This is a genomic window from Acinetobacter sp. LipI_23, assembly GCF_058243045.1.
The window spans coordinates 732,041-755,855 of record NZ_JBZAYJ010000001.1 but is presented as its reverse complement, the minus strand read 5'-3'; the positions used below and the strand labels follow the sequence as shown (position 1 = coordinate 755,855).

The 23,815-nt window shown below is 39.5% G+C and carries 21 protein-coding genes, 4 pseudogenes and 1 other annotated feature; of the genes and pseudogenes, 12 read left to right on the top strand and 13 right to left on the bottom strand.

From position 1 onward, the window contains the following. Positions 1-9: 9 nt before the first annotated feature. Positions 10-949, bottom strand: a pseudogene (locus AC4CVD_RS03680) (NADP-dependent oxidoreductase); the annotation flags it as partial. A 143-nt stretch (positions 950-1,092) separates the two neighbouring features. Between AC4CVD_RS03680 and AC4CVD_RS03675 the strand changes: the two are divergent. Continuing rightward, on the top strand, positions 1,093-1,701 hold the full coding sequence (locus AC4CVD_RS03675; RefSeq protein WP_419381044.1) for a TetR/AcrR family transcriptional regulator: 609 nt from the start codon (positions 1,093-1,095) through the stop codon (positions 1,699-1,701). Between the two features lie 104 nt (positions 1,702-1,805). Then, positions 1,806-2,036 carry a hypothetical protein gene (locus AC4CVD_RS03670; protein ID WP_005093650.1) on the top strand — a complete coding sequence of 77 codons (231 nt, stop codon included), beginning with the start codon at positions 1,806-1,808 and terminating at the stop codon, positions 2,034-2,036. An 83-nt stretch (positions 2,037-2,119) separates the two neighbouring features. Here AC4CVD_RS03670 and AC4CVD_RS03665 read toward each other — a convergent pair whose 3' ends face one another. The 3 genes from AC4CVD_RS03665 to AC4CVD_RS03655 all read right to left on the bottom strand — a co-directional run bounded on the left by AC4CVD_RS03665 (position 2,120) and on the right by AC4CVD_RS03655 (position 5,371). Then, positions 2,120-3,247, bottom strand: coding sequence for an alkene reductase (locus AC4CVD_RS03665; RefSeq protein ID WP_419381043.1), 1,128 nt, complete (start codon positions 3,245-3,247; stop codon positions 2,120-2,122). Between the two features lie 203 nt (positions 3,248-3,450). Continuing rightward, positions 3,451-4,128: a type 1 glutamine amidotransferase domain-containing protein gene (locus AC4CVD_RS03660; RefSeq protein ID WP_419381042.1), complete on the bottom strand. Its 678-nt coding sequence runs from the start codon at positions 4,126-4,128 to the stop codon at positions 3,451-3,453. 85 nt (positions 4,129-4,213) lie between these two features. Beyond that, positions 4,214-5,371, bottom strand: a complete 1,158-nt coding sequence (locus tag AC4CVD_RS03655; RefSeq protein WP_419381041.1) for an iron-containing alcohol dehydrogenase — start codon at positions 5,369-5,371, stop codon at positions 4,214-4,216. Positions 5,372-5,554: 183 nt separating this feature from the next. Here AC4CVD_RS03655 and AC4CVD_RS03650 point away from each other — a divergent pair. Continuing rightward, positions 5,555-5,883, top strand: a pseudogene (locus AC4CVD_RS03650) (IS3 family transposase); the annotation flags it as partial. Between the two features lie 85 nt (positions 5,884-5,968). Here the strand turns inward: AC4CVD_RS03650 and AC4CVD_RS03645 are convergent. The 4 genes from AC4CVD_RS03645 to AC4CVD_RS03630 all read right to left on the bottom strand — a co-directional run bounded on the left by AC4CVD_RS03645 (position 5,969) and on the right by AC4CVD_RS03630 (position 9,075). After that, positions 5,969-6,271: a putative quinol monooxygenase gene (locus tag AC4CVD_RS03645; RefSeq protein ID WP_000920558.1), complete on the bottom strand. Its 303-nt coding sequence runs from the start codon at positions 6,269-6,271 to the stop codon at positions 5,969-5,971. A 335-nt stretch (positions 6,272-6,606) separates the two neighbouring features. Then, positions 6,607-7,437, bottom strand: coding sequence for an S-formylglutathione hydrolase (gene fghA / locus AC4CVD_RS03640; protein WP_490747962.1), 831 nt, complete (start codon positions 7,435-7,437; stop codon positions 6,607-6,609). 228 nt (positions 7,438-7,665) lie between these two features. Continuing rightward, positions 7,666-8,778, bottom strand: coding sequence for an S-(hydroxymethyl)glutathione dehydrogenase/class III alcohol dehydrogenase (locus tag AC4CVD_RS03635; protein ID WP_279692524.1), 1,113 nt, complete (start codon positions 8,776-8,778; stop codon positions 7,666-7,668). A gap of 21 nt (positions 8,779-8,799) precedes the next feature. Next, a complete protein-coding gene (locus tag AC4CVD_RS03630) occupies positions 8,800-9,075 on the bottom strand; it encodes a metal/formaldehyde-sensitive transcriptional repressor (protein ID WP_001133624.1) in 276 nt (91 codons plus the stop codon). Positions 9,076-9,543: 468 nt separating this feature from the next. Between AC4CVD_RS03630 and AC4CVD_RS03625 the strand changes: the two genes are divergently transcribed. Both AC4CVD_RS03625 and AC4CVD_RS03620 read left to right on the top strand, forming a co-directional pair. Further along, entirely contained in the window at positions 9,544-10,539 is a 996-nt protein-coding gene (locus AC4CVD_RS03625) for a zinc-dependent alcohol dehydrogenase family protein (protein ID WP_279692533.1), read from the top strand. Further along, positions 10,529-11,545, top strand: coding sequence for a zinc-dependent alcohol dehydrogenase family protein (locus AC4CVD_RS03620; protein ID WP_279692535.1), 1,017 nt, complete (start codon positions 10,529-10,531; stop codon positions 11,543-11,545). The genes AC4CVD_RS03625 and AC4CVD_RS03620 overlap by 11 nt, the downstream gene beginning before the upstream one ends. Before the next feature lie 50 nt (positions 11,546-11,595). On the opposite strand, the gene AC4CVD_RS03615 is transcribed toward AC4CVD_RS03620, so the two are convergent. After that, the gene (locus AC4CVD_RS03615) at positions 11,596-12,495 is read right to left on the bottom strand and encodes a LysR family transcriptional regulator (RefSeq protein WP_279692547.1); all 900 of its coding nucleotides are present in this window, start codon (positions 12,493-12,495) and stop codon (positions 11,596-11,598) included. A 135-nt stretch (positions 12,496-12,630) separates the two neighbouring features. On the opposite strand from AC4CVD_RS03615, the gene AC4CVD_RS03610 reads away from it, so the two are divergent. The 3 genes from AC4CVD_RS03610 (at position 12,631) to AC4CVD_RS03600 (ending at position 14,748) form a co-directional block, all read left to right on the top strand. Next, positions 12,631-13,371 carry an SDR family oxidoreductase gene (locus AC4CVD_RS03610; RefSeq protein ID WP_279692537.1) on the top strand — a complete coding sequence of 247 codons (741 nt, stop codon included), beginning with the start codon at positions 12,631-12,633 and terminating at the stop codon, positions 13,369-13,371. Between the two features lie 73 nt (positions 13,372-13,444). Next, entirely contained in the window at positions 13,445-14,443 is a 999-nt protein-coding gene (locus AC4CVD_RS03605) for a zinc-binding alcohol dehydrogenase family protein (protein ID WP_279692539.1), read from the top strand. A gap of 20 nt (positions 14,444-14,463) precedes the next feature. Continuing rightward, on the top strand, positions 14,464-14,748 hold the full coding sequence (locus tag AC4CVD_RS03600; RefSeq protein ID WP_004281848.1) for a putative quinol monooxygenase: 285 nt from the start codon (positions 14,464-14,466) through the stop codon (positions 14,746-14,748). A 165-nt stretch (positions 14,749-14,913) separates the two neighbouring features. On the opposite strand, the pseudogene AC4CVD_RS03595 reads toward AC4CVD_RS03600, so the two are convergent. Both AC4CVD_RS03595 and AC4CVD_RS03590 read right to left on the bottom strand, forming a co-directional pair. Further along, positions 14,914-15,872 (bottom strand): annotated as a pseudogene (locus AC4CVD_RS03595) (IS5 family transposase). Between the two features lie 546 nt (positions 15,873-16,418). Beyond that, on the bottom strand, positions 16,419-17,411 hold the full coding sequence (locus AC4CVD_RS03590) for a Fic family protein (RefSeq protein WP_279692542.1): 993 nt from the start codon (positions 17,409-17,411) through the stop codon (positions 16,419-16,421). Between the two features lie 199 nt (positions 17,412-17,610). On the opposite strand from AC4CVD_RS03590, the gene AC4CVD_RS03585 reads away from it, so the two are divergent. The 4 genes and pseudogenes from AC4CVD_RS03585 to AC4CVD_RS03570 all read left to right on the top strand — a co-directional run. Next, positions 17,611-18,294 (top strand): cupin domain-containing protein, encoded by a 684-nt coding sequence (locus tag AC4CVD_RS03585; RefSeq protein WP_279692544.1) that lies wholly within the window; start codon positions 17,611-17,613, stop codon positions 18,292-18,294. Positions 18,295-18,449: 155 nt separating this feature from the next. Continuing rightward, positions 18,450-19,181, top strand: coding sequence for a Fic family protein (locus AC4CVD_RS03580; RefSeq protein WP_279692545.1), 732 nt, complete (start codon positions 18,450-18,452; stop codon positions 19,179-19,181). A 284-nt stretch (positions 19,182-19,465) separates the two neighbouring features. Next, positions 19,466-20,685 (top strand): IS3 family transposase gene (locus AC4CVD_RS03575; RefSeq protein WP_490752047.1). Its coding sequence is split into 2 segments (ribosomal slippage): positions 19,466-19,742 and positions 19,742-20,685, totalling 1,221 coding nucleotides; the frame shifts between segments, so codons are not numbered across the junction. Further along, positions 19,741-19,857 (top strand) — a sequence feature (AL1L pseudoknot). It overlaps the preceding gene by 117 nt. Before the next feature lie 298 nt (positions 20,686-20,983). Then, positions 20,984-21,199 (top strand): annotated as a pseudogene (locus AC4CVD_RS03570) (Fic family protein); the annotation flags it as partial. Positions 21,200-21,313: 114 nt separating this feature from the next. On the opposite strand, the gene codA reads toward AC4CVD_RS03570, so the two are convergent. Both codA and AC4CVD_RS03560 read right to left on the bottom strand, forming a co-directional pair. Continuing rightward, the gene (gene codA / locus AC4CVD_RS03565; protein ID WP_279691010.1) at positions 21,314-22,579 is read right to left on the bottom strand and encodes a cytosine deaminase; all 1,266 of its coding nucleotides are present in this window, start codon (positions 22,577-22,579) and stop codon (positions 21,314-21,316) included. 20 nt (positions 22,580-22,599) lie between these two features. Next, on the bottom strand, positions 22,600-23,811 hold the full coding sequence (locus AC4CVD_RS03560) for a PucR family transcriptional regulator (protein WP_026070411.1): 1,212 nt from the start codon (positions 23,809-23,811) through the stop codon (positions 22,600-22,602). Positions 23,812-23,815: the final 4 nt, after the last annotated feature.

Genomic DNA, 23,815 nt, shown 5'->3' with positions numbered 1-23,815 from the left:
AACCCGGTACGATTCAAAACCTTGCACCATATGCTCTTTATATTTGATTTTTCCGTCTTTCAACCATTCAGACATTTGCTGATAGAATTCCGGATACTGACTGCCATAATCATCAAAAATAATAAAGCCTTGCATGCGAATACGCTTTTTTAAAAGGGTGGAAATAAAGCCCGGTAAACGGTCTGGCCCTTGTGCTTGCTCGGTAGCGTTACCACACACCGGTACACGTGCCGCAGAGTTAAGCAATGGCCATACCGCATCAAACACTTTACCCCCCCACATTCTCATAATAAATATCAATACCGTTGGGAGCTGCTTGTTGTAATTGTTCTGCAAAATTTTCATCATGATGATTGATACAAGCATCGAAGCCGAGTTCTTCTACTGCATAACGGCATTTTTCAGCCCCACCTGCGACGCCAACCACGCGACAACCTTTAATTTTGCCAATCTGTCCAACCGTAGCACCAACAGGTCCTGTTGCAGCTGCAACGACCAAAGTTTCACCGGCTTTAGGCTGACCAATGTCCAACAGCCCCGTATAAGCAGTAAATCCTGGCATTCCCAAAATACCCAATGCCCAAAATGGATGTTCAGGTTGCATACCTAAGCTTTGACATGCAGTCCCATTAGAAATTGCGTAGCCCTGCCAGCCATTTCCGGAAAGAACCCACTCGCCTTCTTTGAATTTTGGGTTTTTAGAGGCCACCACTTGACTGACTGTTCCACCGACCATCACCTCGCCAATTTCAACCGGTGCTACATATGAAGGAGCATCACTCATGCGACCACGCATATAAGGATCGAGTGACAAGTAAATGGTTTTCAACAATATCTCACCTTGTTTAAGTTCATTGAGCTCAATTTGCTCAATACGAAAATCGCTGTGTTTTGGCTCACCCACTGGCCGTTTAGCTAAAACGATGCGTTGATTAATAACTGTTTTCACACATATAACTCCATGTTTTATTTAGAAATATTTCCCTTCACAATCAAAAATTATGATTAAAATTTCTTTACATCCATTGTAGATGAGTTATAATAAAAAACAATACGACTGGTCTATTTTTTACAATAGAGTAAATAATTAATATGAAGCCTACTCCTATTAAAAAGTCTGAAGCGAAGCGCTTACACATTCTTAACACCAGTTCAGACCTGATTTTGCATAAAGGTTTTACCGGTGTAGGATTACAGGAAATTTTACAGAGCTGTGAGATCCCTAAAGGCTCGTTTTATCATTATTTCCAATCCAAGGAAGCTTTCGGATGTGAATTGGTACAGCATTATGTAGATAATTACCAAGTCCGTTTAAATAATGTATGGCGTAGCGATAAATCCCCTTATCAAAAGCTGATTGAGTATTTTAATTTATGGATAGAAGATCCTGAAACACAGTGTGGTTGGGCGGATAGCTGTTTAATTGTGAAACTTGCCGCAGAAGTTGCCGATCTATCTGAAGATATGCGCTCCATTATGTCCGCTGGCGTCGATGATGTAATCGAACGTATTGCTGCTTTAATTGATTTGGGTAAACAGGATCAGTCTATCCAAGCAGATACTGAGGCCTCGACGTTGGCACAAGTACTTTACCAAATGTGGTTAGGTGCAGCATTACTGAGTAAGTTGCAAAAAGATAAAACACCATTACATCAAGCGCTGAGAGCAACTAAATTTCTATTAAAAAGTGAAGATTCATAAAAATTAAATTAAATATCAATTACATAATTAATGATAGCAGCCCAATGATTACTTATTAATGTGTTGCTATTAGATCAATTTACAATCAATGAGTATAGCGCACAATGAATTCTCCTTCTAAAGCCCTCATGACTCGTATTTTAGTTGGTTATTTAGGCTTATATCCCACACTATTACTGGTTCTCACTTTATTAAAGCCAATTACTCAGCATCAAAGTTTCCCGATGATGGTGTTGATTGAAGTCATAGTATTAGTGCCAGTAACGCAACTGATTTCTTTCCCACTGGCAGGTTGGCTCATTACCCAGATAAAAAATTTTAAGAATTTGTTTTAAGAAGAAGTTATGCTGGCAACAGCAATCCTAAGTTCTTACTTTGCCAACCATAAAGGTTGGCAAAATAACTCACTTAGTCGATATTAATCTGCGTAAGCTGGATAATCAATATAGCCTTTTTCCGTCCCACCATACATAGTGCTTGCATCTACTGCATTCAATGGCCAGCCATTAGCGATGCGATCGGGTAAATCTGGATTCGCAATAAATGGGCGTCCAAATGCAATTAAATCGGCCAGCCCTGCCTCTAAAATTCGAGTCCCTCTTTCTGCCGTATATCGACCTGCGTAAATAATCCGACCACTGAAAGTGTCTCTGACATCTCTACGAAAATCATGAGGAAGTTCTGGTGCATTATCCCAATCAGCTTCTGCAATCGATAAATAGGCAATCCCAACTTCTTCAAGTATCTTTATAGCCTCAATATAAGTCACATGTGGATCATCTTCAACTAACCCCATGTAAACACGATCTTCCTCTGTACTTTCAAATAGCGGGGCAAAACGCACTCCTAAACGATCTGCACCAACCACCTCAGCAACTGCCTGTACTACTTCACGTAAAAAACGCAAACGATTGTTTAGTGATCCACCATATTCATCTTCACGGTGGTTACTATGTGCAGAGATAAATTGATTTACCAAATAACCATTTGCACAATGAATTTCAACCCCATCAAAACCAGCAGCCAATGCATTACGCGCGGCTTGAGCATAGAGTTGCACTAATTCTTTAACTTCTGCATTGCTTAAAGCACGTGGCATTGAAGGATCAGCCAAGGCCCCTGCATTGGGCCCGGTTTCAATAAAGACTTTAACATTACTGTCAGCCCTAATAGCCGAGGGCGCGACCGGTGATGCATGATTGGGTTGCAAAGATGTATGTGAAACACGCCCAACATGCCAAAGTTGTGCAAAAATAATGCCTCCTTTAGCATGCACTGCTTCCGTCACTTTACGCCATCCAGCAATCTGTTCAGGGCTGTAAATACCAGGAGTCCAAGCATAGCCTTGACCACGTGGCTCGATTTGCGTACCTTCGGTGACCATAAATCCTGCCCCGGTACGCTGTTGATAATAGGTTGCCATCAGTTCATTTGGAATATTCCCTGGCTGAGTACTGCGCGACCGCGTTAATGGTGGCAATACAATACGGTTTTGCAAAACATACGGGCCTAAGCTTAAGTTTTGAAAAAATTTGCTGGCTTTCATTTCATTGTATCCAAGTCATCATGACTAAATTGATCTAAATTAAAAAAATACCCTTCCTTCCTGTATATAGAAAAATAAAGGAAGTAAAGCTATTCACTCAGGCCCTTCACCATTAAATGAGGGTTATTTTGCTTATTGCGCCAGTTGCTCAGAGTCAGAAGTTTTATTCACTGCTAAGCACCACAACAGGCACTCGCTACTCTTTATTTCAACAATTGAAGTAATGCTGTAGCTGTTGCAGCAGAAGAGGCTGGATTTTGTCCAGTAACCAGCAAGCCATCTACTTGAACATATACTTGCCAATCATCCACTTTAGAATAATGACCACCGTTTTCTTTAAGCATGTCTTCGACTAAAAATGGTACAATTTCAGTCAAACCTACAGCAGCCTCCTCAGTATTGGTGAAACCAGTCACTAATTTACCGCTAACTAAAGGCGCTCCATTACTCGCTTTCACATGACGTAGAACACCCGGGGCATGACACACTGCTGCAACAGGTTTGCCAGACTGAATCGCCTGTTCAATCAGAGAAATTGAAATTGGATCTTTTGCTAAATCCCACAATGGGCCATGCCCGCCTGGATAAAACACTGCATCATAATCAGCTACAGAAATTTCGCTAAGTTTATGCGTCTGTGCCAATGCTTGCATTGCAGTTGGATCAGCTTCAAAACGATGAGTGGTTTCAGTTTGTGCATCTGCTAAATTACTTTTCGGATCTAGTGGTGGCTGCCCACCTTGAGGCGACGCCAGCGTAACTTCAGCACCAGAGTCAATAAAGGTGTAATACGGTGCAGCAAGTTCTTCTAGCCAGAAACCTGTTTTCTTACCAGTATTGCCAAGTTGATCATGTGAGGTTAAAACGAGTAAAATTTTCATGTTATTTCTTCGATAATTTTCAGAATTGAGGAGCATTGTTGCATGATCACTTGCCGTGTGGCGTGACCACGACAGATACGCTTATTTAGAGGCTCGTCTCGAGAATTTGGCGACTGATCTCTAATGAAACATTTTTATGTTCGCCTAGCTGGGTCAGATTATGTGATTCGAGTTGCGTAATGATGATCTCAATATCTGTCGCCCCCAATTGATAATTGCTAAGACGAGTCGGCAATCCGAGTTGCTCAAAGAAGGTTCGAGTACGGGTAATAGCTGCATCAATACGTTGTTCTTCATCACCTTCGACAATCTGCCAGACACGAGCCGCATATTGTAGTAATTTTTCTCGCTTCTCTTGACGACGTACTTGTAGATTGGCCGGCAACACAATGGCCAAGGTACGAGCATGATCAATACCATGTAAAGCCGTGAGCTCATGCCCAATCAAATGGGTTGACCAATCTTGTGGTACACCAGCTCCAATTAGCCCATTCAGTGCCATGCTAGCAGCCCACATCAAATTCGCACGCGTGTCATAATCTGCTGAATCTTCCAAGATTTTCGGTCCAATCTCAATCAAAGTTTGCAATAGACCTTCGGCAAAACGATCTTGTACTTGTGCATTCACAGGGTAAGTTAAGTACTGTTCCATGACATGAATAAATGCATCGACCACGCCATTAGCCAACTGGCGCGTCGGCAAGCTAAAAGTTTTATTCGGATCAAGTACGGAAAATTGCGGAAAAACATAGGGACTGCTAAATGACAATTTGGCTTGGGTCGATTTTCTGGTGACTACCCCACCGCTATTCATTTCTGAACCAGTTGCCGGAAGGGTGAGTACACTCGCAAAAGGCAAAGCTTGGGTAATTTTATTACCATGGGTTTCTAAAATCTCCCATGTATCCCCTGTATAATTGACTGCTGCTGCAATAAATTTAGTACCATCAATTACCGATCCACCACCGACAGCCATCAAGAAATCTATCTTTTGTTCTCGAATCAGCTCTACAGCTTTCATGAGGGTTTCATAACTCGGATTCGGCTCAATTCCGCCAAATTCATGAATTTCTCTTGCACCTAATGCTTCACGCACTTCAGCTAAAGTACCATTCTTACGTGCACTTTCACCACCAAACAACATTAATACTTTTGCTTCTGTAGGCACATAGTCATTGATTTTAGCTATTGTATCGCCACCAAAAATAATGCGGGTCGGATTATAAAAGTTAAAATTCAGCATATTTTTATCCTAGAATGATCAGTTAATTGATTTGAAAAACCACCGTTATTCATCAAATAAACTTTTAAAAAATCGGACAACACTACGGCTTTTGCCTACACCATGTGCTAACTATACATAAAAATAGACCAGTCGTCTATTTTTATAAAAATTATTTCAGCTTGCGACTTTAGTGATGGTTAAACTAATTCAGATTTGTTCTATACCGCTTTTATTATTGATGTATTTTCACGAGCGATTGTTGGATGAAAGGTATCAACATGTATGACTATTGACATGGTCGTGAACGCATTGGCTGAAACAGTGAATGGCTCATACAAAATAGCAATGATTAAATATTTTAAAAGTAGATTGGCACGGTTTAGCAGATGTACAAATGCAACGCTAAATTAGATAGATTGGTTCAATATAAGGCATGTACATGGATTCATTCGTTTATTTACCCTGTTTTGATATTGACCCATGTAAATGATGAGATTAAGCCATTAAATAAAGTAGCCCAACTTGAATAAAAAGCCTCTGACAAACCTCACAGGGTTGAAGTGCTGCCTTTCATTCGAAATTTCAGGCAGCACCCTCATACATTTAAGCGTCGGTTTAAGCTGGTAGTTTACTCGCCAAAACATCTACTTTTTCAATAGACGGTGGCTCTGAAAATAGCTCTTCGGCCTGAGCCATCAACGCAGCTGCAACCTTGCCAGATAAATGTGCTTGGCGACCCGCCTCATCAGGAAATGCATCAAAAATACCAAATGTTGTAGGTCCAAGACGTAGGCCAAACCACGCAACTGTCGCAGGTTCTTCCATTACAATAGGTAAACCGGCTTTAAGGAAAGCTTCCACTTCGTCTTCTTTACCCGGTTTAGCTTCAAGACGGACATATAAAGCTGTTTTAAGCATGACTAAAACTCCACAATTGATTAAAATTAAAACTCATACTGACATTGATAATTTATGTATGTCAGAAAGTTTTGTTGTACAAAGATTAAAAACAATTTTCCATAGCAGAGCCAAAATTTGGATGTTTATTTCGACATAATGCTATGAATTTATTCAAGTTAAGATCATTAACATTTGAATCAAAAAATCAAGATATGAGATGATTAAATTCAATCTTAGTTATATAAGGATCAATTGATTCGTCCTTAGATTTATAAGCTGACCTCTTCATCTGGAAATTATATTGCTCAAGAAGCATTCAAGAACAACATTGTACATCCTCATATCTATGAAAGTTATTTAGCTAGGAATTTGCTGTGAAACTCTATATGTTTCTCTATAAAGCTCGCAATGAAGTAATAGCTATGGTCATACCCTTCTCTTAGGTTAAGTGCAAGAGGATATTCTTGTTCCAAACAAATATCACTAAGAAGCTTAGGCCTTAACTGTTCTTCAAGAAAATCATCAGCTGTTCCCTGATCGACTAAAATAGGTAAATGAACTTCAGTATTTTTGATTAATTCAATCGCATCATAGCTTTTCCATAAAGTTTCGGTTTCACCTAGGTAGTGTGTGAAAGCCTTTTTCCCCCAAGGTACTTGGCTAGGTGCAACAATCGGTGCAAAAGCAGAAATACTTTTATACAGCTCAGGATTTTTTAACCCAATTACTAATGCACCATGACCACCCATGCTATGACCCATAATGCTTTGGACTTGGTTGGTCGGAAAATTCAGATCAATCAGGTTTCTGAGTTCTTCCACAATATAATCATACATTTTGAAATGCTGTGACCAGGGTGCTCGTGTTGCATTTACATAGAATCCTGCGCCTTGGCCTAAATCATAATCTGCATGATCTGGTACATCTTCTCCACGTGGGCTGGTATCTGGTGCAACAATAATGACTTTATGTTCAGCCGCATACTTTTGTGCTCCGGCTTTAGTAATAAAGTTCTGTTCGTTGCAAGTCAGTCCTGATAACCAATATAAAACTGGCAACCGCTCATCTTTGTCATGAGGTGGCAGATATATTGAGAATTTCATTGAACAGTTTAGTGCTATTGACTGATGGCGATACACTTCTTGCGATCCACCAAAAGAAGCATGTTTCTCAATTATTTCCATAATCAATTACCTATGTTGAGCAAGACTTCATGAGAAATCCAGTAAACAAAGAGTCCGACATTCTCCACAGAGAATAGTGATAAAGATTTAAAATGTAGGCAGGTATGTTGAACCTATACACGATGCCTACACAGATAGATCGGTTTTACAGATAATGTGCCGTTTTAGAGGATTCCATGCATGTCATTCATGATGCACATGCATGGAAAACTATAAGGTCTGACGGAATTATTCGTAATGAATTACAGTACGAATTGACTTACCTTCATGCATTAGATCAAAGGCTTCATTGATCTGATCCAAGCCCATCGTATGTGTCACAAATGGTTCTAATTGAATTTTACCGTTCATGGCATCTTCAACCATTCCTGGAAGTTGCGTACGACCTTTTACGCCACCAAAGGCAGAACCTAACCATTTACGACCAGTAACCAGTTGGAATGGACGGGTAGAGATTTCTTGACCTGCGCCAGCTACACCAATAATTACGGATTGTCCCCAGCCACGGTGTGCACTTTCAAGGGCTGCACGCATCACATTCACGTTACCAATACACTCAAATGAATGATCTACACCCCAGCCAGTCATTTCGACAATGACTTGCTGGATTGGTTTGTCGTAGTCTTTAGGGTTCAAGAAGTCCGTTGCACCAAACTCTTTTGCCAGCGCAAATTTATCTGGATTCATGTCAACCACAATAATACGTCCTGCTTTAGCTTGACGTGCGGCTTGTACGACTGCTAGACCAATACCACCTAAACCAAAGACCGCAACAGTATCACCCTCTTGTACTTTAGCCGTGTTGTGTACTGCACCGATACCCGTTGTGACACCACAACCCAGTAAGCAGACATGTTCGTGATTGGCTTCAGGATTGATTTTAGCCAATGATACTTCTGCCACTACCGTGTATTCACTGAACGTTGAGCAGCCCATATAGTGGTAAATCGGTTGACCATTGTAGGAAAAACGAGTGGTACCATCTGGCATTACGCCTCTACCTTGAGTTTCGCGAACGGAAATACACAAGTTCGATTTTCCAGATTTACAGAATACGCACTCGCCACATTCAGCGGTGTAAAGTGGAATTACATGATCACCTGGTTTGACGCTAGTCACGCCTTCACCAACCTCAACTACGACACCAGCACCTTCATGCCCGAGAATAGCCGGAAAAACACCTTCAGGATCATCGCCAGATAAAGTAAATGCGTCTGTATGACACACACCGGTATGGGAGATCTTGATTAATACTTCACCTTTCTTCGGTGGTGCAACATCAACTTCAACAATTTGAAGAGGTTGACCAGGACCAAACGCAACAGCAGCACGTGACTTCATGGAATAATTCCTTATACAGATCTATTTTAAATATGATTTTAGAATCTTGGCGATTTCAGCCAATTCTTCTTTTCGTTGTTGTTCTGTAGTTTCACCTGATACTAAAGTGTCCTTTAAATGAACCTCCAACATTTCATTCATTAAACCATTAATAGCACCACGCACAGAGCATATTTGTTGCAGAATTGCACCACATTCCACATTGTCTTCTAACGCTTTTTCAATCGCTTGCGTCTGACCTTTGATCTTTCTGACGCGTAGAAGAATCTTTTTTTTGTCTTCAACCTGATTAGGCATCAGACCTCCTTACTTGCTAGCATTAATACTATAGTACCCCATAGTATAAAAAAAGCAATATTTTTTATAAATCGAAAATCAAAAAGACCTTTAGCGAAAATTTTCTATCCCTGTTTTTAGTTTTTTTTTAAATTAACATCGTAGAGCTGATGCTAAAGTCACAAAGAATGGGACTTTCAGCTCCCATTTTTTTATTTTGGCTCATGTTCTTTGTGATGCTGTGACCTTTTAGAATTATGTTTCAAATTTTAGCCACTTTGTAGATATTTTGAACATATCAAGCCTTGAAAATACTACCGACAGTTTAGATCAAACTGCCTTTACAGACTGTACTAGAATATTTTTAGTGAGCGGATGATATTTATTATTCATTATTTAGGAATTATTAAATCCTATAAATATCATTTATTGGATTAATTTACTTTGGTACTGTGCATATCATCCCCCAGTTAAGAATAAGGAACAACTATGAATAAGATGATGAATGCTCTTATCCTAGAAAATTTTGGTGATCATGAATTTAAACGTGTAGAACTCCCTATACCTCAACCAGAGGCTGGGCAAGTTCTAGTACGTATTCATGCTAGTGGTGTAAACCCTATTGATTATAAAATTCGTCTTGGTGAAGCACCATATGCTATGCCAGAGCTTCCTGCCGTGTTGGGAACGGATATGGCTGGGGTTGTAACTGCTGTTGGTGAAGGTGTCACCCACTTCAACGTCGGAGATGAAGTTTACGGTCTGATAGGTGGCGTTCGTGGTCTTCAAGGATCTTTAGCAGAATATGTTGTAGCAGATGCTGATCTGATCGCATTAAAGCCACGGAATATCTCTATGCGCGAGGCAGCAGTACTACCATTGACGTTCCTCACCGCTTGGGAAGGTTTAGTGGATAATGCGAAGGTCCAACCAGGGCAAACTGTACTGGTTCAGGGTGGTGCTGGTGGCGTTGGTTATATGGTGGTTCAGCTTGCAAAAGCACTTGATGCAAATGTTTGGGCGACTGGTCGTACAGCTGATCAATCACTGATTTCAGAACTCGGTGCAACACCTCTCGATTACACAACAGCATCTTCCGATGACATTATTGCTGCAAGCCCTGAGGGTCAAGGTTTTAACATTGTTTACGACACTGTGGGTGGTCCAGTACTCGAAGCTTCACTTTCCATGACAACTCACTATGGCCACATTACCAGCTGTGCTGCATTTGGTAATCATAATTTAGCGAGTTCATCTCTACGGTGTGCCACAGTGTCTGGCGTATTCGTCCTAATGCCGATGTTAACAGGCAATCGCCGTGCTCATCATGGTGATATCCTTAAGATCGCGACTCGTCTTGTTGAGGAAGGTAAACTGCGTCCTATTGTTGATCCTCGTCATTTTACTCTAAAACAAGCGATTGAGGCTCATGATGCTGTTCAAGATCGCTCTGCCAATATTAAGGTCGCGATTGATGTCATTTAACGCACTTCAGGCCAAGACTTGGCGCTTCAATAGTATTGGAGATACAGATGTTCTGACATTAGAAACACTTCCTGTTGCTTTACCAGCAGCAGGAGAAGTTCTAATCCAGATGAAAACGATCGGACTTAACCGGGCTGATGTAATGTTTCGGCGTGGTACTTATATTCAAAAGGCAGTATTCCCTTCTCGTCTGGGATATGAGGGAGCAGGCATAGTTCTGGCGATAGGTGAAGGTGTACGCCAATTTTCTCCAGGAGATGCAGTATCGATTCTTCCGACTGACAATCTAGCCAAATATGGGACATATGCGGACAAACTTCTGATTCCAGAAACTTTTTTAGTTCACAAACCCGATAGTTTAAGCTGGGAAGAAGCTTCTTCAATCTGGATGCAGTATTTGACGGCTTGGGGTGGTGTAATCCATGCTGGTGGAGTTTCGAAAGGAAAAACGATCTTGATCACAGCAGCTTCAAGTAGCGTAGGACTAGCTGCGATACAAATAGCTGAAGCAGCGGGTGCTAAGGTCATTGCAAGTACACAAACGATAGAGAAAAAGCAACGTTTACTGGATCTCGGTGTTAAAAATGTTATAGCCAGTGAAGATGAACCAGATTTGTATGAGGCGCTTGTTTCACGTTTGGGGGGAGAATATCTTGATGTCGCCTTCGATGCTGTAGGAGGGCCACATATTGAACAGATTGCAAAAGCGATGTCTTTGGGAGGAACTATGGTTATGCATGGTGCACTTAGCCCGGAGATCACACCATTTCCCCTTAAAGTTGCATTACGCAAGAGCTTAACCATGCGAGGTTTTTTGTTCCTTGAGGTTCTCCATGACCCTGTTCTAAGGGAGCAAGCCAGACGATTTATTCTTAGCAGTATAGGTGCAGGATATCTTCGTCCAGTGATCGACTGTTGCTTTAACTTTGAGGACATGCATGACGCTCAGCGCTATCTTGAATCAAATCAGCAAATAGGAAAAATTGTAGTTACTCTAAATACATGATGGTCTTATCTGATTTCTACTTTCTAGAAAAAAGGTTAGTTCCATCTGATTCAGGTTTCTATATGGCCCAACACTTCCGCTAAGTAATCAAACAATGCTCGGATTCGCAAAGGTGTCGGGCCCCGCTGTGGACGATATAAATACAGGCGCCAAACGGGAGAGGTTTCCTCATGAAGTATCTGAATGAGCTTACCACTCCTAAGCCACGGCAAAACTAGAAATCCAGGCATGTGTCCGAATCCAACTCCAGCGAGAATAGCTTGAAATTCAGCTTCTAGATCATCTGTAATAAAACGAGGCTTTGATGGCGTGAAGCTTCGACTTTCGGTGAATGTCCATGGCCAGTAACGCCCTGTTTTATGATCGAATAGTGCTGTTAGAGGGTATTTATCAAGGTCAATAATTTTTTTGGGCATTCCGACCTTATCAATTAACTCTGGCGTACCCACAGAATAAAAGTTCACTTTAGCCAATTCCCTTGCCACATATCGATTGTCCGGCAAAAATCCAAATCTGATCCCGATATCTATCCGCTCATCGATCACATCCGAGTGTGAATCTGTTAGCACACAATCCACGACAATATCTGGGTAACGTGTGGCAAATTCTGCTAGTGCAGGTACTACCAATTTACGCCCTAACACTGACGAAACAGTAAGACGGACAGTCCCACGCATTTCATCTCGTTTTTCCTTGGTGTCTTTTACAAGCAGAGCATCAATCGATCCCACCGCAAAACGTGCTTGCTTTGCCAAACGCTCACCATCAGCAGTAATTTTAATTTGTCGAGTACTCCTGTAAAACAGAATCTCTCCGCGCTGCTCTTCTAGCTCTTTTATTGCCCGTGTCACTACCTGCGGGGAAATACCGAGCTGAGTTGCTGCCTCTTTAAAATTTCGAGACTCTGCTGCGACACAAAAGATACGCATCATTTCCAATTTGTTCTGCATGTCCAATCCTGTGTTATGGTAATTATTCCGTAAATAGGAATTCTGAAAGATAATATTATTCATTTATTATACCTAATAAGGCTGTAATACTTAATCCATCAAATATGATTGACAGATAGGTTGAAGGTTACTTGTATGAATAATATAGAAAATAAAGTTATTGTTATCACAGGTGCAAGTAGTGGTTTAGGTGAAGCTACTGCTCGCTTACTTGCTAAAAAAGGTGCAAAGGTTGTACTTGGTGCTAGACGTACTGAAAAATTAGAGGCTATTGTTCACGACATTCGTGCTGAAGGTGGTCAAGCTGAATTTATTGGTATGGATATAACCAAACCACATGAAGTACAAGCACTTATTGAAAAGGCATTAAGCGCATTTGGTCAAATCGATGTATTGGTAAACAATGCTGGATTAATGTCTATTGCACCATTAAGTGAGCTAAAAGTTGATGAATGGGATCGTATGATCGACATTAATATTAAAGGTGTTCTTTATGGTATAGCAGCTACCCTACCTGTTTTCCAAAAACAAAACTTTGGACACTTTATTAATCTCGCATCTGTTGCAGGGTTAAAAGTATTTAGTCCAGGCGGTACTGTTTATAGCGATACTAAGTTTGCTGTAAGAGCCATCTCTGAAGGACTTCGTCATGAAGTTGGGGGAACAATTAGAACGACGACTATTGAGCCTGGTGCAGTTGAGTCAGAACTAAAATTCGGTTCTTCTCATAAAGAAAGTTCAGAGTTTGTTACTGATTTCTACAAACAAGCCATACCAGCTGACTCAGTCGCTCGAGCAATTGCTTATGCAATTGAACAGCCTGCGGATGTAGACATTAATGAAATTGTTTTGCGCCCAACGAGCCAAGAGTTTTAATGATTGAATAATAAAAAATGGGAGCACTTCGCTTCCATTTTTACTATATTTTTTTAAAGTTGAGGACAAATCTATGAAAGCCGTATCGTATGTTATCAATAACCATGATGATTTTAAAAATTCATTGGTAGATATTGAAAAAGCGAAGCCTACGCTTAAGGAGCATGATGTACTGGTAAAAGTTCAGGCAATCTCTGTGAATCCAGTTGATACCAAAGTGAGAAAAAATTCGTCTGAAGCAAATAATCGTATTTTAGGTTGGGATGCTGTTGGTGAAATTGTTGAAATTGGCTCAAAAGTTACCGCGTTTAAAGTAGGAGATTCTGTTTGGTATGCTGGCGATTTAACCCGAGATGGTAGTAATGCTGAGTTTCAAGCAGTCGATGAACGAATTGTCAGTCTTAAACCCATTACAGTATCTAATGCAGAAGCCGCAGCATTGCCATTGACTGCAATAACGGCATGGGAAATGTTGTTTGATCGGTTTCAAATTTCAGAAACCGATGTTGGCAGTATTTTGATTATTGGTGGTGCAGGCGGTGTAGGCTCAATCGCTATCCAACTCCTAAAAGCAAAAACCAATCTGACCGTGATAACCACAGCGTCACGAGAAGAAACGAAATCTTGGGTGAAATCATTGGGTGCCGACCATGTCATTGATCATAGCAAAGATTTAAATGCACAAATCGAGACATTAGGCATTGAAAAACCAAAATACGTATTCTCTACAAATCATACAGAAACATATATCAAGCAAATAGTTTCTCTGATTGCACCACAAGGCAAGCTTGGATTGATCGATGATCCACAAACATTTGATATTATGCCGTTTAAGACTAAATCTATTTCTATCCATTGGGAGTTGATGTTCACTCGTTCAATGTATGAAACCGATGATATTGAAAAGCAAGGTGATCTATTGCAACAGGTTGCTCAATTAGTTGACCAGCAAAAAATTAGAAGTACCCTCAACCAAAATCTAGGCAAAATTAACGCTGCAAACTTGGAGAAGGCGCATAAGTTACTTGAATCAGGTAAGTCAAAAGGCAAAATTGTACTAGAAAACTTCTAAAACAAATTAAAGGTGAAATAATGACTATTTCAGTAATTGCGAACTTTAAGGCAAAGTCAGATCAAAAAGAGACGTTAGAAGCGCTTTTAAAAAGTGTAATAGAGCCTACGCTTCACGAAGAAGGATGCTTGAAATATGAGCTTTATATTAGCGAAAATGACTCGAGTAGATATTTCTTCTTAGAAGAATGGCGTAGCAGGGAGGATTTAGATATCCATATAGCGTCTGATTATATTCAAAGTTTATTTGGTAATATCCAATCGCTCATTGAATCCAGTGATATTGTAGAAATCAAAAAAATATAGCTGTATTCGGACATTATGATGAAGTATTCTTCAAAGTAACATAGGAACTTAGAAAGTTAATATAAAAATGGGAGCTCTAAGCTCCTATTTTTTCTGGTTTTTTTCATTTTTAGGGTGTTGTTGCACAAAGATTTGAAAGGCAAAGTGCCCCTAATTGAGCCAAATTTAAGGCGTAACTTGGGTAAGTGGTCGACCTAATTCAGTAAATCTGTTGAGGACAGTTACACGTGCATGAATCTCATTGACTTGGCTATCAAAGCTCCTTGCACTGAGTTTATCTCCTAATAATTTAATGCAGTGCATCTTAGTTTCAACCAAACTTCGCCGATGATAGCCTGACCATTTTTCCATAGTGCCCTGCCTGAGAAGCACTGCTTCGCAAGATTAACTGTTCGAAGTAATTCATTTCGCTCTAGCGAGCTGCTTGTTCTTTGTATCTTTCTATGGTTTCGCATTTTTTCTAGGTGGAATCAGCGCATGCGCTTGCCGATCTGCAATGTCCTGACGGCATCGTTTTGTGTCATAAGCACCATCTGTATAGACAGAATCGATTTGTTCATCTAAAGGGATTTGAGCAAGTAAATCTTCCAGTACCTGTGAATCACAGACATTATTTGCGGTGAGTTGTACAGCACGTATTTGAAGGGTTTTAGCATCGATACCAATATGAAGCTTACGCCATTGGCGGCGATATTGAGGTCCATGTTTCTTGCGTTTCCATTCACCCTCATCTAGAAACTTCATGCTTGAAGAGTCCATGAGTAGATGCAGCCCATCGCTACTTTTTTGGTAGCTAATTGCAATATCAATATGCTTTTGTCTTCTACAAAGCGTGGTGTACGAATATCACTGATATTCGGGGCTGCTCATCCGCAAAGTTTAATCAGACTTTGCACAAAGCCAGTGACCATACGTAAATACAGACGGAATAAGGATTTAATCATTAAGCAGCATTGGATGGCAGCGTCGGAGTAGGTTTGATTTCGTCCTTGTTTGCCTTTTGATTGAGCATACCATTACATAGCTGGATCAAACCAAATGGCAATATTTACATGATTAATGAGAGCTCGGTTATATGAAGACCAAGTGGTTGTATGATAAATTTTAGGTGTAGGCTTATTCATTTGAAAATTATATTGTGGAATAAGCCTTAGATATAGGTTTGTGTAACAAAGCCGAGCTCAAATGAGACCCCATATTTAACATGGTCAAAATATTAGCTAAACGATCAGCTAATCGCTCATGAGTAGAACTATTTTGTTTCATCAATCAATAAGCAAATTTATGTGGGTACATGGACAGATTGTGTCATCGTTATCAATCTTTTACTCTTATTTATTAAAAATTTTAAATGTTGTTTAAAGTTCATTTTATTTCATTAAATAATACAAATTCTCATCTTTGCTGATCGGATAGCGTCAATTGAACTCAAAACCTAACTCATTTATTTTAAAGCTTTTTAATTGAATAAAAAAATTCATTGACCCAATTTTGACCTAAATTAGATTTAGTGCATTGAATCACTTTAAAATCTTGTTCAAATCCGAATTCAGGATTTGAAGTGGCGTACTGACATTATAGCAGAAAATTACACCTAAAAATAAATGAAATATTATAACATTACAATTAGCTCATTATGATATTAATAATCACATCCACCTCAGTATAGTTCAATTTTTTAATTTGTACTTTTGCTTAGGACTCTTAGGCTTATCAGGAAAGGTGCGTTCAATCACACCGGCTTCTAATGCTGGAGTTAAATAATTTTTTTGGAATGTTGCTCGATGGGACAAGTCTAATAGAGCCATAAGCTCAGCTAAGCTATATTCCTTCTGCTCCATCTTCTGGACGAGACGTTTAACTTGATCGCTAACTTGTACCCTAGCTTGAGCGGTATCTTGATCACTGGCATCAGAACTGAGTATTGCATCTAAAATCATCTGCAAAATAAACTCAATAAAAGGTGCTGAATCTGAGCGATCTGTGCTCGCTTGCAATGCATCGTAATAAGCTTTTTGGTTTTGATAAATCAAGCTTTCTACAGGGATATTGAGAAAAATTGGATTCCACTGGCTTAAGATTAAAGTTTGCCATAAACGTCCCATACGCCCATTGCCATCAGCAAATGGATGTATAAACTCAAACTCATAATGAAATACTGAACTCTGAATCAATGGGTGCTCATTGCCTTCAGCCAACCACTGCAATAATTCTCCCATTAAGCGATGCACTTGATTTGCAGGCGGAGCCATATGCACGACTCGATCCCCTGACATCACACCAACACCGCCATGGCGATACTGTCCAACCTCATCAATCAGTCCTGTCATCAATATTTGATGTGCTTTCAGCAAATGTGTTTCTTGATCAGGGTTCCAATTTTGAATTTCTTCATATGCTTTTAGGGCATTACGGACTTCTTGAACTTCTTTAGGTGGCGCGATAATGGTCTTGCCATTCAGGATCGCTGTGATTTGCTCTGTACTCAAGGTATTCCCTTCGATCGCTAAAGACCCTTGAATCGTTCGGATACGATTTGCTTTTCGCAATTTAAGGCTATCTTGAATTTGGGTTAATGCAGTCAAACGCCCTATTGATTCACTAATTTGTGCAATCAAGTGAATAATTCTAGAGGTGATCGTATAAGGCGGTTGATATCTCATGCCATTCCTCATTGATGTAAAAACAAAGCACAGTTGATTAAACTCTAAAATATTAATATTGCATAGCTTAATGAGTAATATCTGCTATTAACCTGCTTATCTTTTCTGAAACAGTGAGATAACTCATCGCTATTTCTTTTAAAATAAACCTATGCATTCTCGTTAAAATACGTAGGTTTTTTCATTACAGGACAGCATTATGTTTATTCATGCCGACTTCTCACAGCCCGTCATCATCAAGCCAGAGGATTACCATTGGGTGAAATCTCCAGGAGGTGAAGTCGATAGAATGATGCTTGATCGTATTGGCAATGAGAAAGCACGTGCAACTAGTCTTGTGAAATACGCGCCAGAATCTGCCTTTCCTGAACATCAGCATCCTTTGGGTGAAGAAGTCCTTATCTTGTCAGGCATTTTTACAGAGAATGCTGAAGATGATTATCCGGCAGGCTGGTATTTACGTAATCCCCATCATTCAACTCATCAGGTTTCCAGTAAAGCTGGTTGTTTAATCTTTGTGAAACTGATGCAAATGACCGAACATGAGATAGAGCCCACCCGAATTAATACCAATGATCCAGCGAATTGGAAGCTTACTAAACATCGGATGAGATGCCCGTTATTTCAATCGGAACATGAACAGACCTATTTAGAAAAGCTAAAACCTGCTCAGATTTTCGAAGAGAAATCAAAACAAGGGATTGAAGTGCTAATTATCAAAGGTCAATTATTTTGCGGCACTGAAATATATCCCGCAGGTTCATGGGTCCGTCTTCCCATCAATAGTGCGGCTAAATTTCAGGCAGGTCTATCAGGCGCAACGCTTTATGTCAAAACTGGTCATCTACAGCATGCAATGGGCGTATGGGGAAATGAACAATAATGGGTTTTCAAAATGAGGCTGTCTCGTGTCTAGAATATTGAAAGCCATCCAATTACTACTTTTATAATCAATACAAAATGTAATGATATATCACTACATTTCTGATATTTCTTTTTTCATGTATGATCGACTAAGATAAATTCAGGGATAAGGTTATGTTTGAAACTATTGATGATTTAAAGAAAAAATTAGATCAACATCGCCCTCTTTCTCCATCAATTGTTAAAAATTTACAAGAAGATCTTATTGTCCGCTGGACCTATCATTCGAATGCAATTGAAGGCAATACACTCACCCTGCTAGAAACAAAAGTAGTACTCGAAGGTATTACTGTTGGTGGAAAGGCATTAAGAGAACACTTCGAAGCGATCAACCATAGAAATGCAATTTACTATGTTGAAGATATCATTCGGAAAGAGGAGCCTTTTTCTGAATGGCAAATTCGTAATATCCATCAGCTTATCTTAAAAAATATTGATGATGATAATGCTGGACGTTATCGTCAGCAAAATGTCCTGATATCAGGTGCGACGTCTACCCCGCTTGATTACACGTTATTAAATGACAAGATGGTTCAATTCGTAGACTGGTATAATAGTGAAGCACATAAGCTGCATCCAATTGAACGTGCAGCCAAAGTACATGCTGATTTTGTAGGTATCCATCCATTCATTGATGGCAATGGCCGTACATCACGTCTATTGATGAACCTCGAATTGATTAAAGCTGGTTATCCTCCTTGTGTAATAACAGTTGAAAACCGATTGGCCTACTATGAGGCCCTAGATCAATGGATGGCTTATGGAAAAACTGAAGCATTTATCCACTTGGTTTCCGATGCGGTACTCGAAGGATTTAAACCGTATCAAGTTGTTTTAGGTCTTTAAAATGAAGACTTGGTTTATACTTAGTTTATACAATAGTATCAAAATTCTACTTATGCCGATCCATAATTTTATGGGCTTATAAATTATGAACAAACTCGAATTCATGATTTAATATAATCTCGTGCTTTAATTTCTTTTTCACACAATAAACATGAATTTTTTTATAGAATCAAAACCACCTACTTCCGATGATATTAATACTAGATCTCTTTCATAAATCAAAAAATGATCTACTGAACCGTACCGGGTTTGTCGGAGAGTCAATATTCTGAGAGACTATCCCGATGACAAAATTAAAATATACCCCTGAAATCAGAGAAAGAGCGGTTCAATTACTAATTGAATCTGAAAAAGATTATCCTTCTACTTGGGCAGCAATCACAGCTATTGCTCCTAAAATCGGTTGTACTCCTGAAACACTACGTGTTTGGTATCAAAAATATTTAGATAAACAAAATCCAGTTAAAGTACAGCAGCTTTCAGACCAAGAACGTATCAAACAACTCGAACGCGAAAATAAAGAACTGCAACGCGCCAATGAGATTCTACGTAAAGCAGCCGCTTTTTTCGCCCAGGCGGAGCTCGACCGCCCACACAAATAATGGTGGATTTTATCCATAACAATAAAGATCGATATGGTGTTGATGCGATTTGTAGGATTTTACCGATCGCAGCTTCAACCTATTACCGAACTTTAGATCTCGCTGACAATCCAGAACATCGAGCGAAACGTGCTCTGCATGATTTACATCATGCAGAGCAAATCAAACGTATTTGGAAAGAAAGTTTAGGTCGATATGGTGTACGTAAAGTTTGGCAAAAATTAAAACGTGAGGGTTATGTTATTGCACGTTGTACAGTTGCTCGATTAATGAAAAAGCTAGGTATACAAGGTGTTTGGCGAGGTAAGAATAAACAAACCACCCGTAGCCGAGATGACCAAAAACGGGCAGATGATTTAGTGAAACGTAATTTTAATGCTGATCATCCAAACCAACTATGGGTGGGTGACTTTACGTATATTCAAACTCATTCAGGCTGGGTATATACCGCATTTGTTATTGATGTGTTCTCACGAGCAATTGTTGGATGGAAAGTATCTACACGGATGAATACAGATATGGTGCTCGATGCATTGGAGCAAGCATTGCACGATCGAGGTATGCCTAAGAATGTGATTCATCATTCAGATAGAGGTGTTCAATATCTTTCTATTCGCTATACCAATCGTTTAGAAGCTGCAAATTTACGAGCATCAGTCGGTACAACTGGTGATTCATACGATAATGCTCTGGCTGAAACGGTGAATGGCTTATACAAAACAGAGGTGATTGAATATTTAAAAGCAGATTGGCAAGGTTTAGCAGATGTACAACTTGCGACACTAAACTGGGTAGATTGGTTCAATAAAAAGCGTGTACACAGTGCACTGGGTTATGTATCGCCTTTTGAGTTTGAAGCAATGTACTATGATAAGATTAACCCGTTAGGTCAGGTGGCCTAACTTAAATAAAAAAGTCTCCGACAAACCTGGTACGGTTCATATCTCTAAATAAGCCACAATCCTACATAGCAAAAGTGGAAAATTTCGATAGGAGGCTTGATGTTTTAGAGCTTTATGATTGGCTCAAGTGCTTAAATGTTCCAATTATTTCTTTTTTAGAAAATATTTTTTAGTTTGATTAATAATCACTTTTGAACACTTTAATTAAGATACATATAAATAATACATACTATGCATTTTTAGAAGATGATATTTATCAATTACTTATATCGCATATACACAGTATTCACTATAAATAGTTGATGGCAATGGCCGTACATCACGCCTATTGATGAACCTCGAATTGCTTAAAGCTGGTTATCCACCTTGTGTGATTACTGTAGAGAATCGTTTAGCTTACTATGAAGCATTGGATCAATGGATGGCTTATGGAAAAACTGAAGCTTTTATTCAGTTGATTTCCAAAGCAGTGGTCGAAGGATTTAAACCGTATCAGGTTGTTTTAGGAATTTAGGCGAACTCTGTCTTTCAAAGCTTTGTGCAACAAAGCCCTTAGCTTTTAAAACTTTAGTAAATTAGCTCTATAACATTGAAAAAACCGATGTATAAACATCGGTTTTTTATTTAATTATGCTGGTGTAGTTAGATTCTCAACTTTGGTTAAGTTCACTTGCTCCTGATATCTTTGCATAATAATTTTACCATTACGCACACTTAAAATAGCTTTTGTTTGATTCGCAACAACCTCATAATCATTTTTAGCCGGCATAATAATGAAGCTTGCTGGACGTCCGACCTCAATCCCGTATTGATCACCTAGACATAAAGTCTTGGCCGAATTATATGAAACAAAATCCAAGCAACGTTGTAAGTCTTCGTAACCCAGCATATGACAGATATGTAAGCCAGCATCCAGAATACGAATAATATTACCGTTTCCTACTGGATACCAAGGATCACGAATTGAATCCTGAGCAAAACAAATATTCATGCCTGCACGGTCAATTTCTGGTACACGGGTCAAACCTCGGCGCTTTGGATAGCTATCAAATCTTCCTTGCAAATGAATACTTTCTGTAGGGCACGAAATAAAGTTAATTTTAGAACGTTTTAGTAAGCGGAATAACTTGTAACAATAGGCATTGTCATAAGATCCCATGGCTGTAGTGTGGCTAGCTGTTACACGTTCCCCCATACCTCGTACATGTGCTTCATCTGCCAAAACTTCCAAAAAGCGAGATGCTGGATCATCAATCTCATCACAGTGTACATCCACCAGACAGTTATATTTTTCAGCTAAATCCATCAAGAAATGAACTGAACTTACACCTTTTTCACGGGTATATTCAAAATGTGGAATGCCACCAACTACATCAGCACCAAGCTTTACGGCTTCCTCCATTAAAGCACGACCATTTTTAAATGACTCAATACCTTCTTGTGGAAATGCTACAATCTGCAAATTCACTTTATCTTTGATTTCTTCTTTAACTTCAAGCATAGCTCGCATTGCAGTTAAGCTTGGATCAGTGACATCGACATGTGTACGCACATGTTGAATACCATGCTCAATGAGCATATCTAGCGTTTTTAAAGCACGTAGTTTAGTATCTTCAAAAGTGATCGTGGCTTTACGTTGCCCCCAACGTTCAATCCCTTCAAAGAGTGTACCTGACATATTCCACTCAGGCTCACCCGCAGTGAGTACAGCATCTAAATGAATGTGTGGATCAACTAAAGGAGCCATGACTAATTGTTGTTGTGCATCGATAGTATCTACATCAACTGTTTGAATGAGACTAGCCTGTTTTTCAATGGCTTCAAAGATGCCATTGTTGTAAGTAATACTAAATAGCCCTTCTTGTTGACGTAAAACTGCATTGATAATTTTCATGTTGGTTCCTTTTAAAATAATTAATGACTCATGTGCCAGATCAGTAATGCCATTGAAGCATTTAGACGGAAATTTGCCTCAGTTAAGACCTGATTTGTCAGTGATTCAATTTTTTGAATCCGTTGGTTTAAGGTGTTTCTATGGATACCAAGTCGTTTGGCTGTATCATTTAAGTTGCCATTTTCTTTAAGCCAGGCATCTAACGTTTCGAGTAGTACAAATGGATGCTTTTTATCGCTAATGAGAATACCCACGGTTTCATGCATGAATTGCTGCAATACGCTTTTGTTCGGAATCGCTTTTAAAAGTTTTAGCACCCCCAAATCACGATATTGGCAAATACTATTTTTCATCTGCATTTCAAAAGCAATTTCCTGAGCTTGGGATGCTTCCCAAAATCCTCGTTGAAATGCCACTGCAGAATTCACTTCATTTGATAACCCTGCAAAGACCTTAAGGTTATTATCAAGTTGACTCATTTGATCGATCACTTCTATGAGTGATTTTTTCCACGCATCGATATCATGATCATCAAGGTTGAGTACCAAACTAAACTGATCCCCCTGACGGATGACTGGAATTTTTTGCTTCCACTGTTTGGACCATTTTTCCAAGGCTTCATAACACTGTTGTTTAATTCTGAAAAAATGATTTTCATGCACAGCATCAGTATCGGTATGAAACAAGGCATGAATATTGTGTAAGCGCAGTACTGTAATCACATGACGTCCAAGTAAGTTAATTTTTAACTGTTTGGCACGAAGTTGAATTGTCTCTACCGATGGAAAATCCCCTGTCAGTAATTGAGAGATTACATCTTCACTCGATTTTTTGACTTGAGAAAACTGAACTAGCTGTGTACCAATCGCATGCGTAACTTCAACCATCTTCAAACTGTAAGGTTGCTCAATTAACGGTAAACCAAGCTCATTTGCGCGTGAAATAAGTTTAGGTGGAATTTCATGGATATATTCCTGACCTGTCATAATGACAAGCGCAGCTACATTTCGTTCATATGCCTGTTCAAGTAACCCTAAGAGATTATTTTCATCACGGGTATAGTTGATTCCCGTAACAAATACAATCTCTCCACCCTCAATCCATTCAGCGATTCCTTCATTTTCTGCTACATAGAACCAGCGGACAGGCCGATGAATATTTTCTGTTCCACCACATAATTTTAGTGGGTAAAGTGAAGGTAGATTCAGGATATCTTGAACGGTCATATTCATCGCA

What these genes read in the sequence shown, in the direction of transcription:
- AC4CVD_RS03655 (WP_419381041.1), bottom strand. Translation starts at nt 5,371, where the DNA reads ATGCTGAATTTTAACTTTTATAATCCGACCCGCATTATTTTTGGTGGC.
- AC4CVD_RS03600 (WP_004281848.1), top strand. Translation starts at nt 14,464, where the DNA reads ATGACTATTTCAGTAATTGCGAACTTTAAGGCAAAGTCAGATCAAAAA.
- codA (WP_279691010.1), bottom strand. Translation starts at nt 22,579, where the DNA reads ATGAAAATTATCAATGCAGTTTTACGTCAACAAGAAGGGCTATTTAGT.
- fghA (WP_490747962.1), bottom strand. Translation starts at nt 7,437, where the DNA reads ATGGAAATAATTGAGAAACATGCTTCTTTTGGTGGATCGCAAGAAGTG.
- AC4CVD_RS03580 (WP_279692545.1), top strand. Translation starts at nt 18,450, where the DNA reads ATGTTTGAAACTATTGATGATTTAAAGAAAAAATTAGATCAACATCGC.
- AC4CVD_RS03560 (WP_026070411.1), bottom strand. Translation starts at nt 23,811, where the DNA reads ATGAATATGACCGTTCAAGATATCCTGAATCTACCTTCACTTTACCCA.
- AC4CVD_RS03665 (WP_419381043.1), bottom strand. Translation starts at nt 3,247, where the DNA reads ATGAAAGCCAGCAAATTTTTTCAAAACTTAAGCTTAGGCCCGTATGTT.
- AC4CVD_RS03625 (WP_279692533.1), top strand. Translation starts at nt 9,544, where the DNA reads ATGAATAAGATGATGAATGCTCTTATCCTAGAAAATTTTGGTGATCAT.
- AC4CVD_RS03605 (WP_279692539.1), top strand. Translation starts at nt 13,445, where the DNA reads ATGAAAGCCGTATCGTATGTTATCAATAACCATGATGATTTTAAAAAT.
- AC4CVD_RS03585 (WP_279692544.1), top strand. Translation starts at nt 17,611, where the DNA reads ATGTTTATTCATGCCGACTTCTCACAGCCCGTCATCATCAAGCCAGAG.
- AC4CVD_RS03615 (WP_279692547.1), bottom strand. Translation starts at nt 12,495, where the DNA reads ATGCAGAACAAATTGGAAATGATGCGTATCTTTTGTGTCGCAGCAGAG.
- AC4CVD_RS03660 (WP_419381042.1), bottom strand. Translation starts at nt 4,128, where the DNA reads ATGAAAATTTTACTCGTTTTAACCTCACATGATCAACTTGGCAATACT.
- AC4CVD_RS03635 (WP_279692524.1), bottom strand. Translation starts at nt 8,778, where the DNA reads ATGAAGTCACGTGCTGCTGTTGCGTTTGGTCCTGGTCAACCTCTTCAA.
- AC4CVD_RS03630 (WP_001133624.1), bottom strand. Translation starts at nt 9,075, where the DNA reads ATGCCTAATCAGGTTGAAGACAAAAAAAAGATTCTTCTACGCGTCAGA.
- AC4CVD_RS03590 (WP_279692542.1), bottom strand. Translation starts at nt 17,411, where the DNA reads ATGAGATATCAACCGCCTTATACGATCACCTCTAGAATTATTCACTTG.
- AC4CVD_RS03675 (WP_419381044.1), top strand. Translation starts at nt 1,093, where the DNA reads ATGAAGCCTACTCCTATTAAAAAGTCTGAAGCGAAGCGCTTACACATT.
- AC4CVD_RS03670 (WP_005093650.1), top strand. Translation starts at nt 1,806, where the DNA reads ATGAATTCTCCTTCTAAAGCCCTCATGACTCGTATTTTAGTTGGTTAT.
- AC4CVD_RS03645 (WP_000920558.1), bottom strand. Translation starts at nt 6,271, where the DNA reads ATGCTTAAAACAGCTTTATATGTCCGTCTTGAAGCTAAACCGGGTAAA.
- AC4CVD_RS03620 (WP_279692535.1), top strand. Translation starts at nt 10,529, where the DNA reads ATGTCATTTAACGCACTTCAGGCCAAGACTTGGCGCTTCAATAGTATT.
- AC4CVD_RS03610 (WP_279692537.1), top strand. Translation starts at nt 12,631, where the DNA reads ATGAATAATATAGAAAATAAAGTTATTGTTATCACAGGTGCAAGTAGT.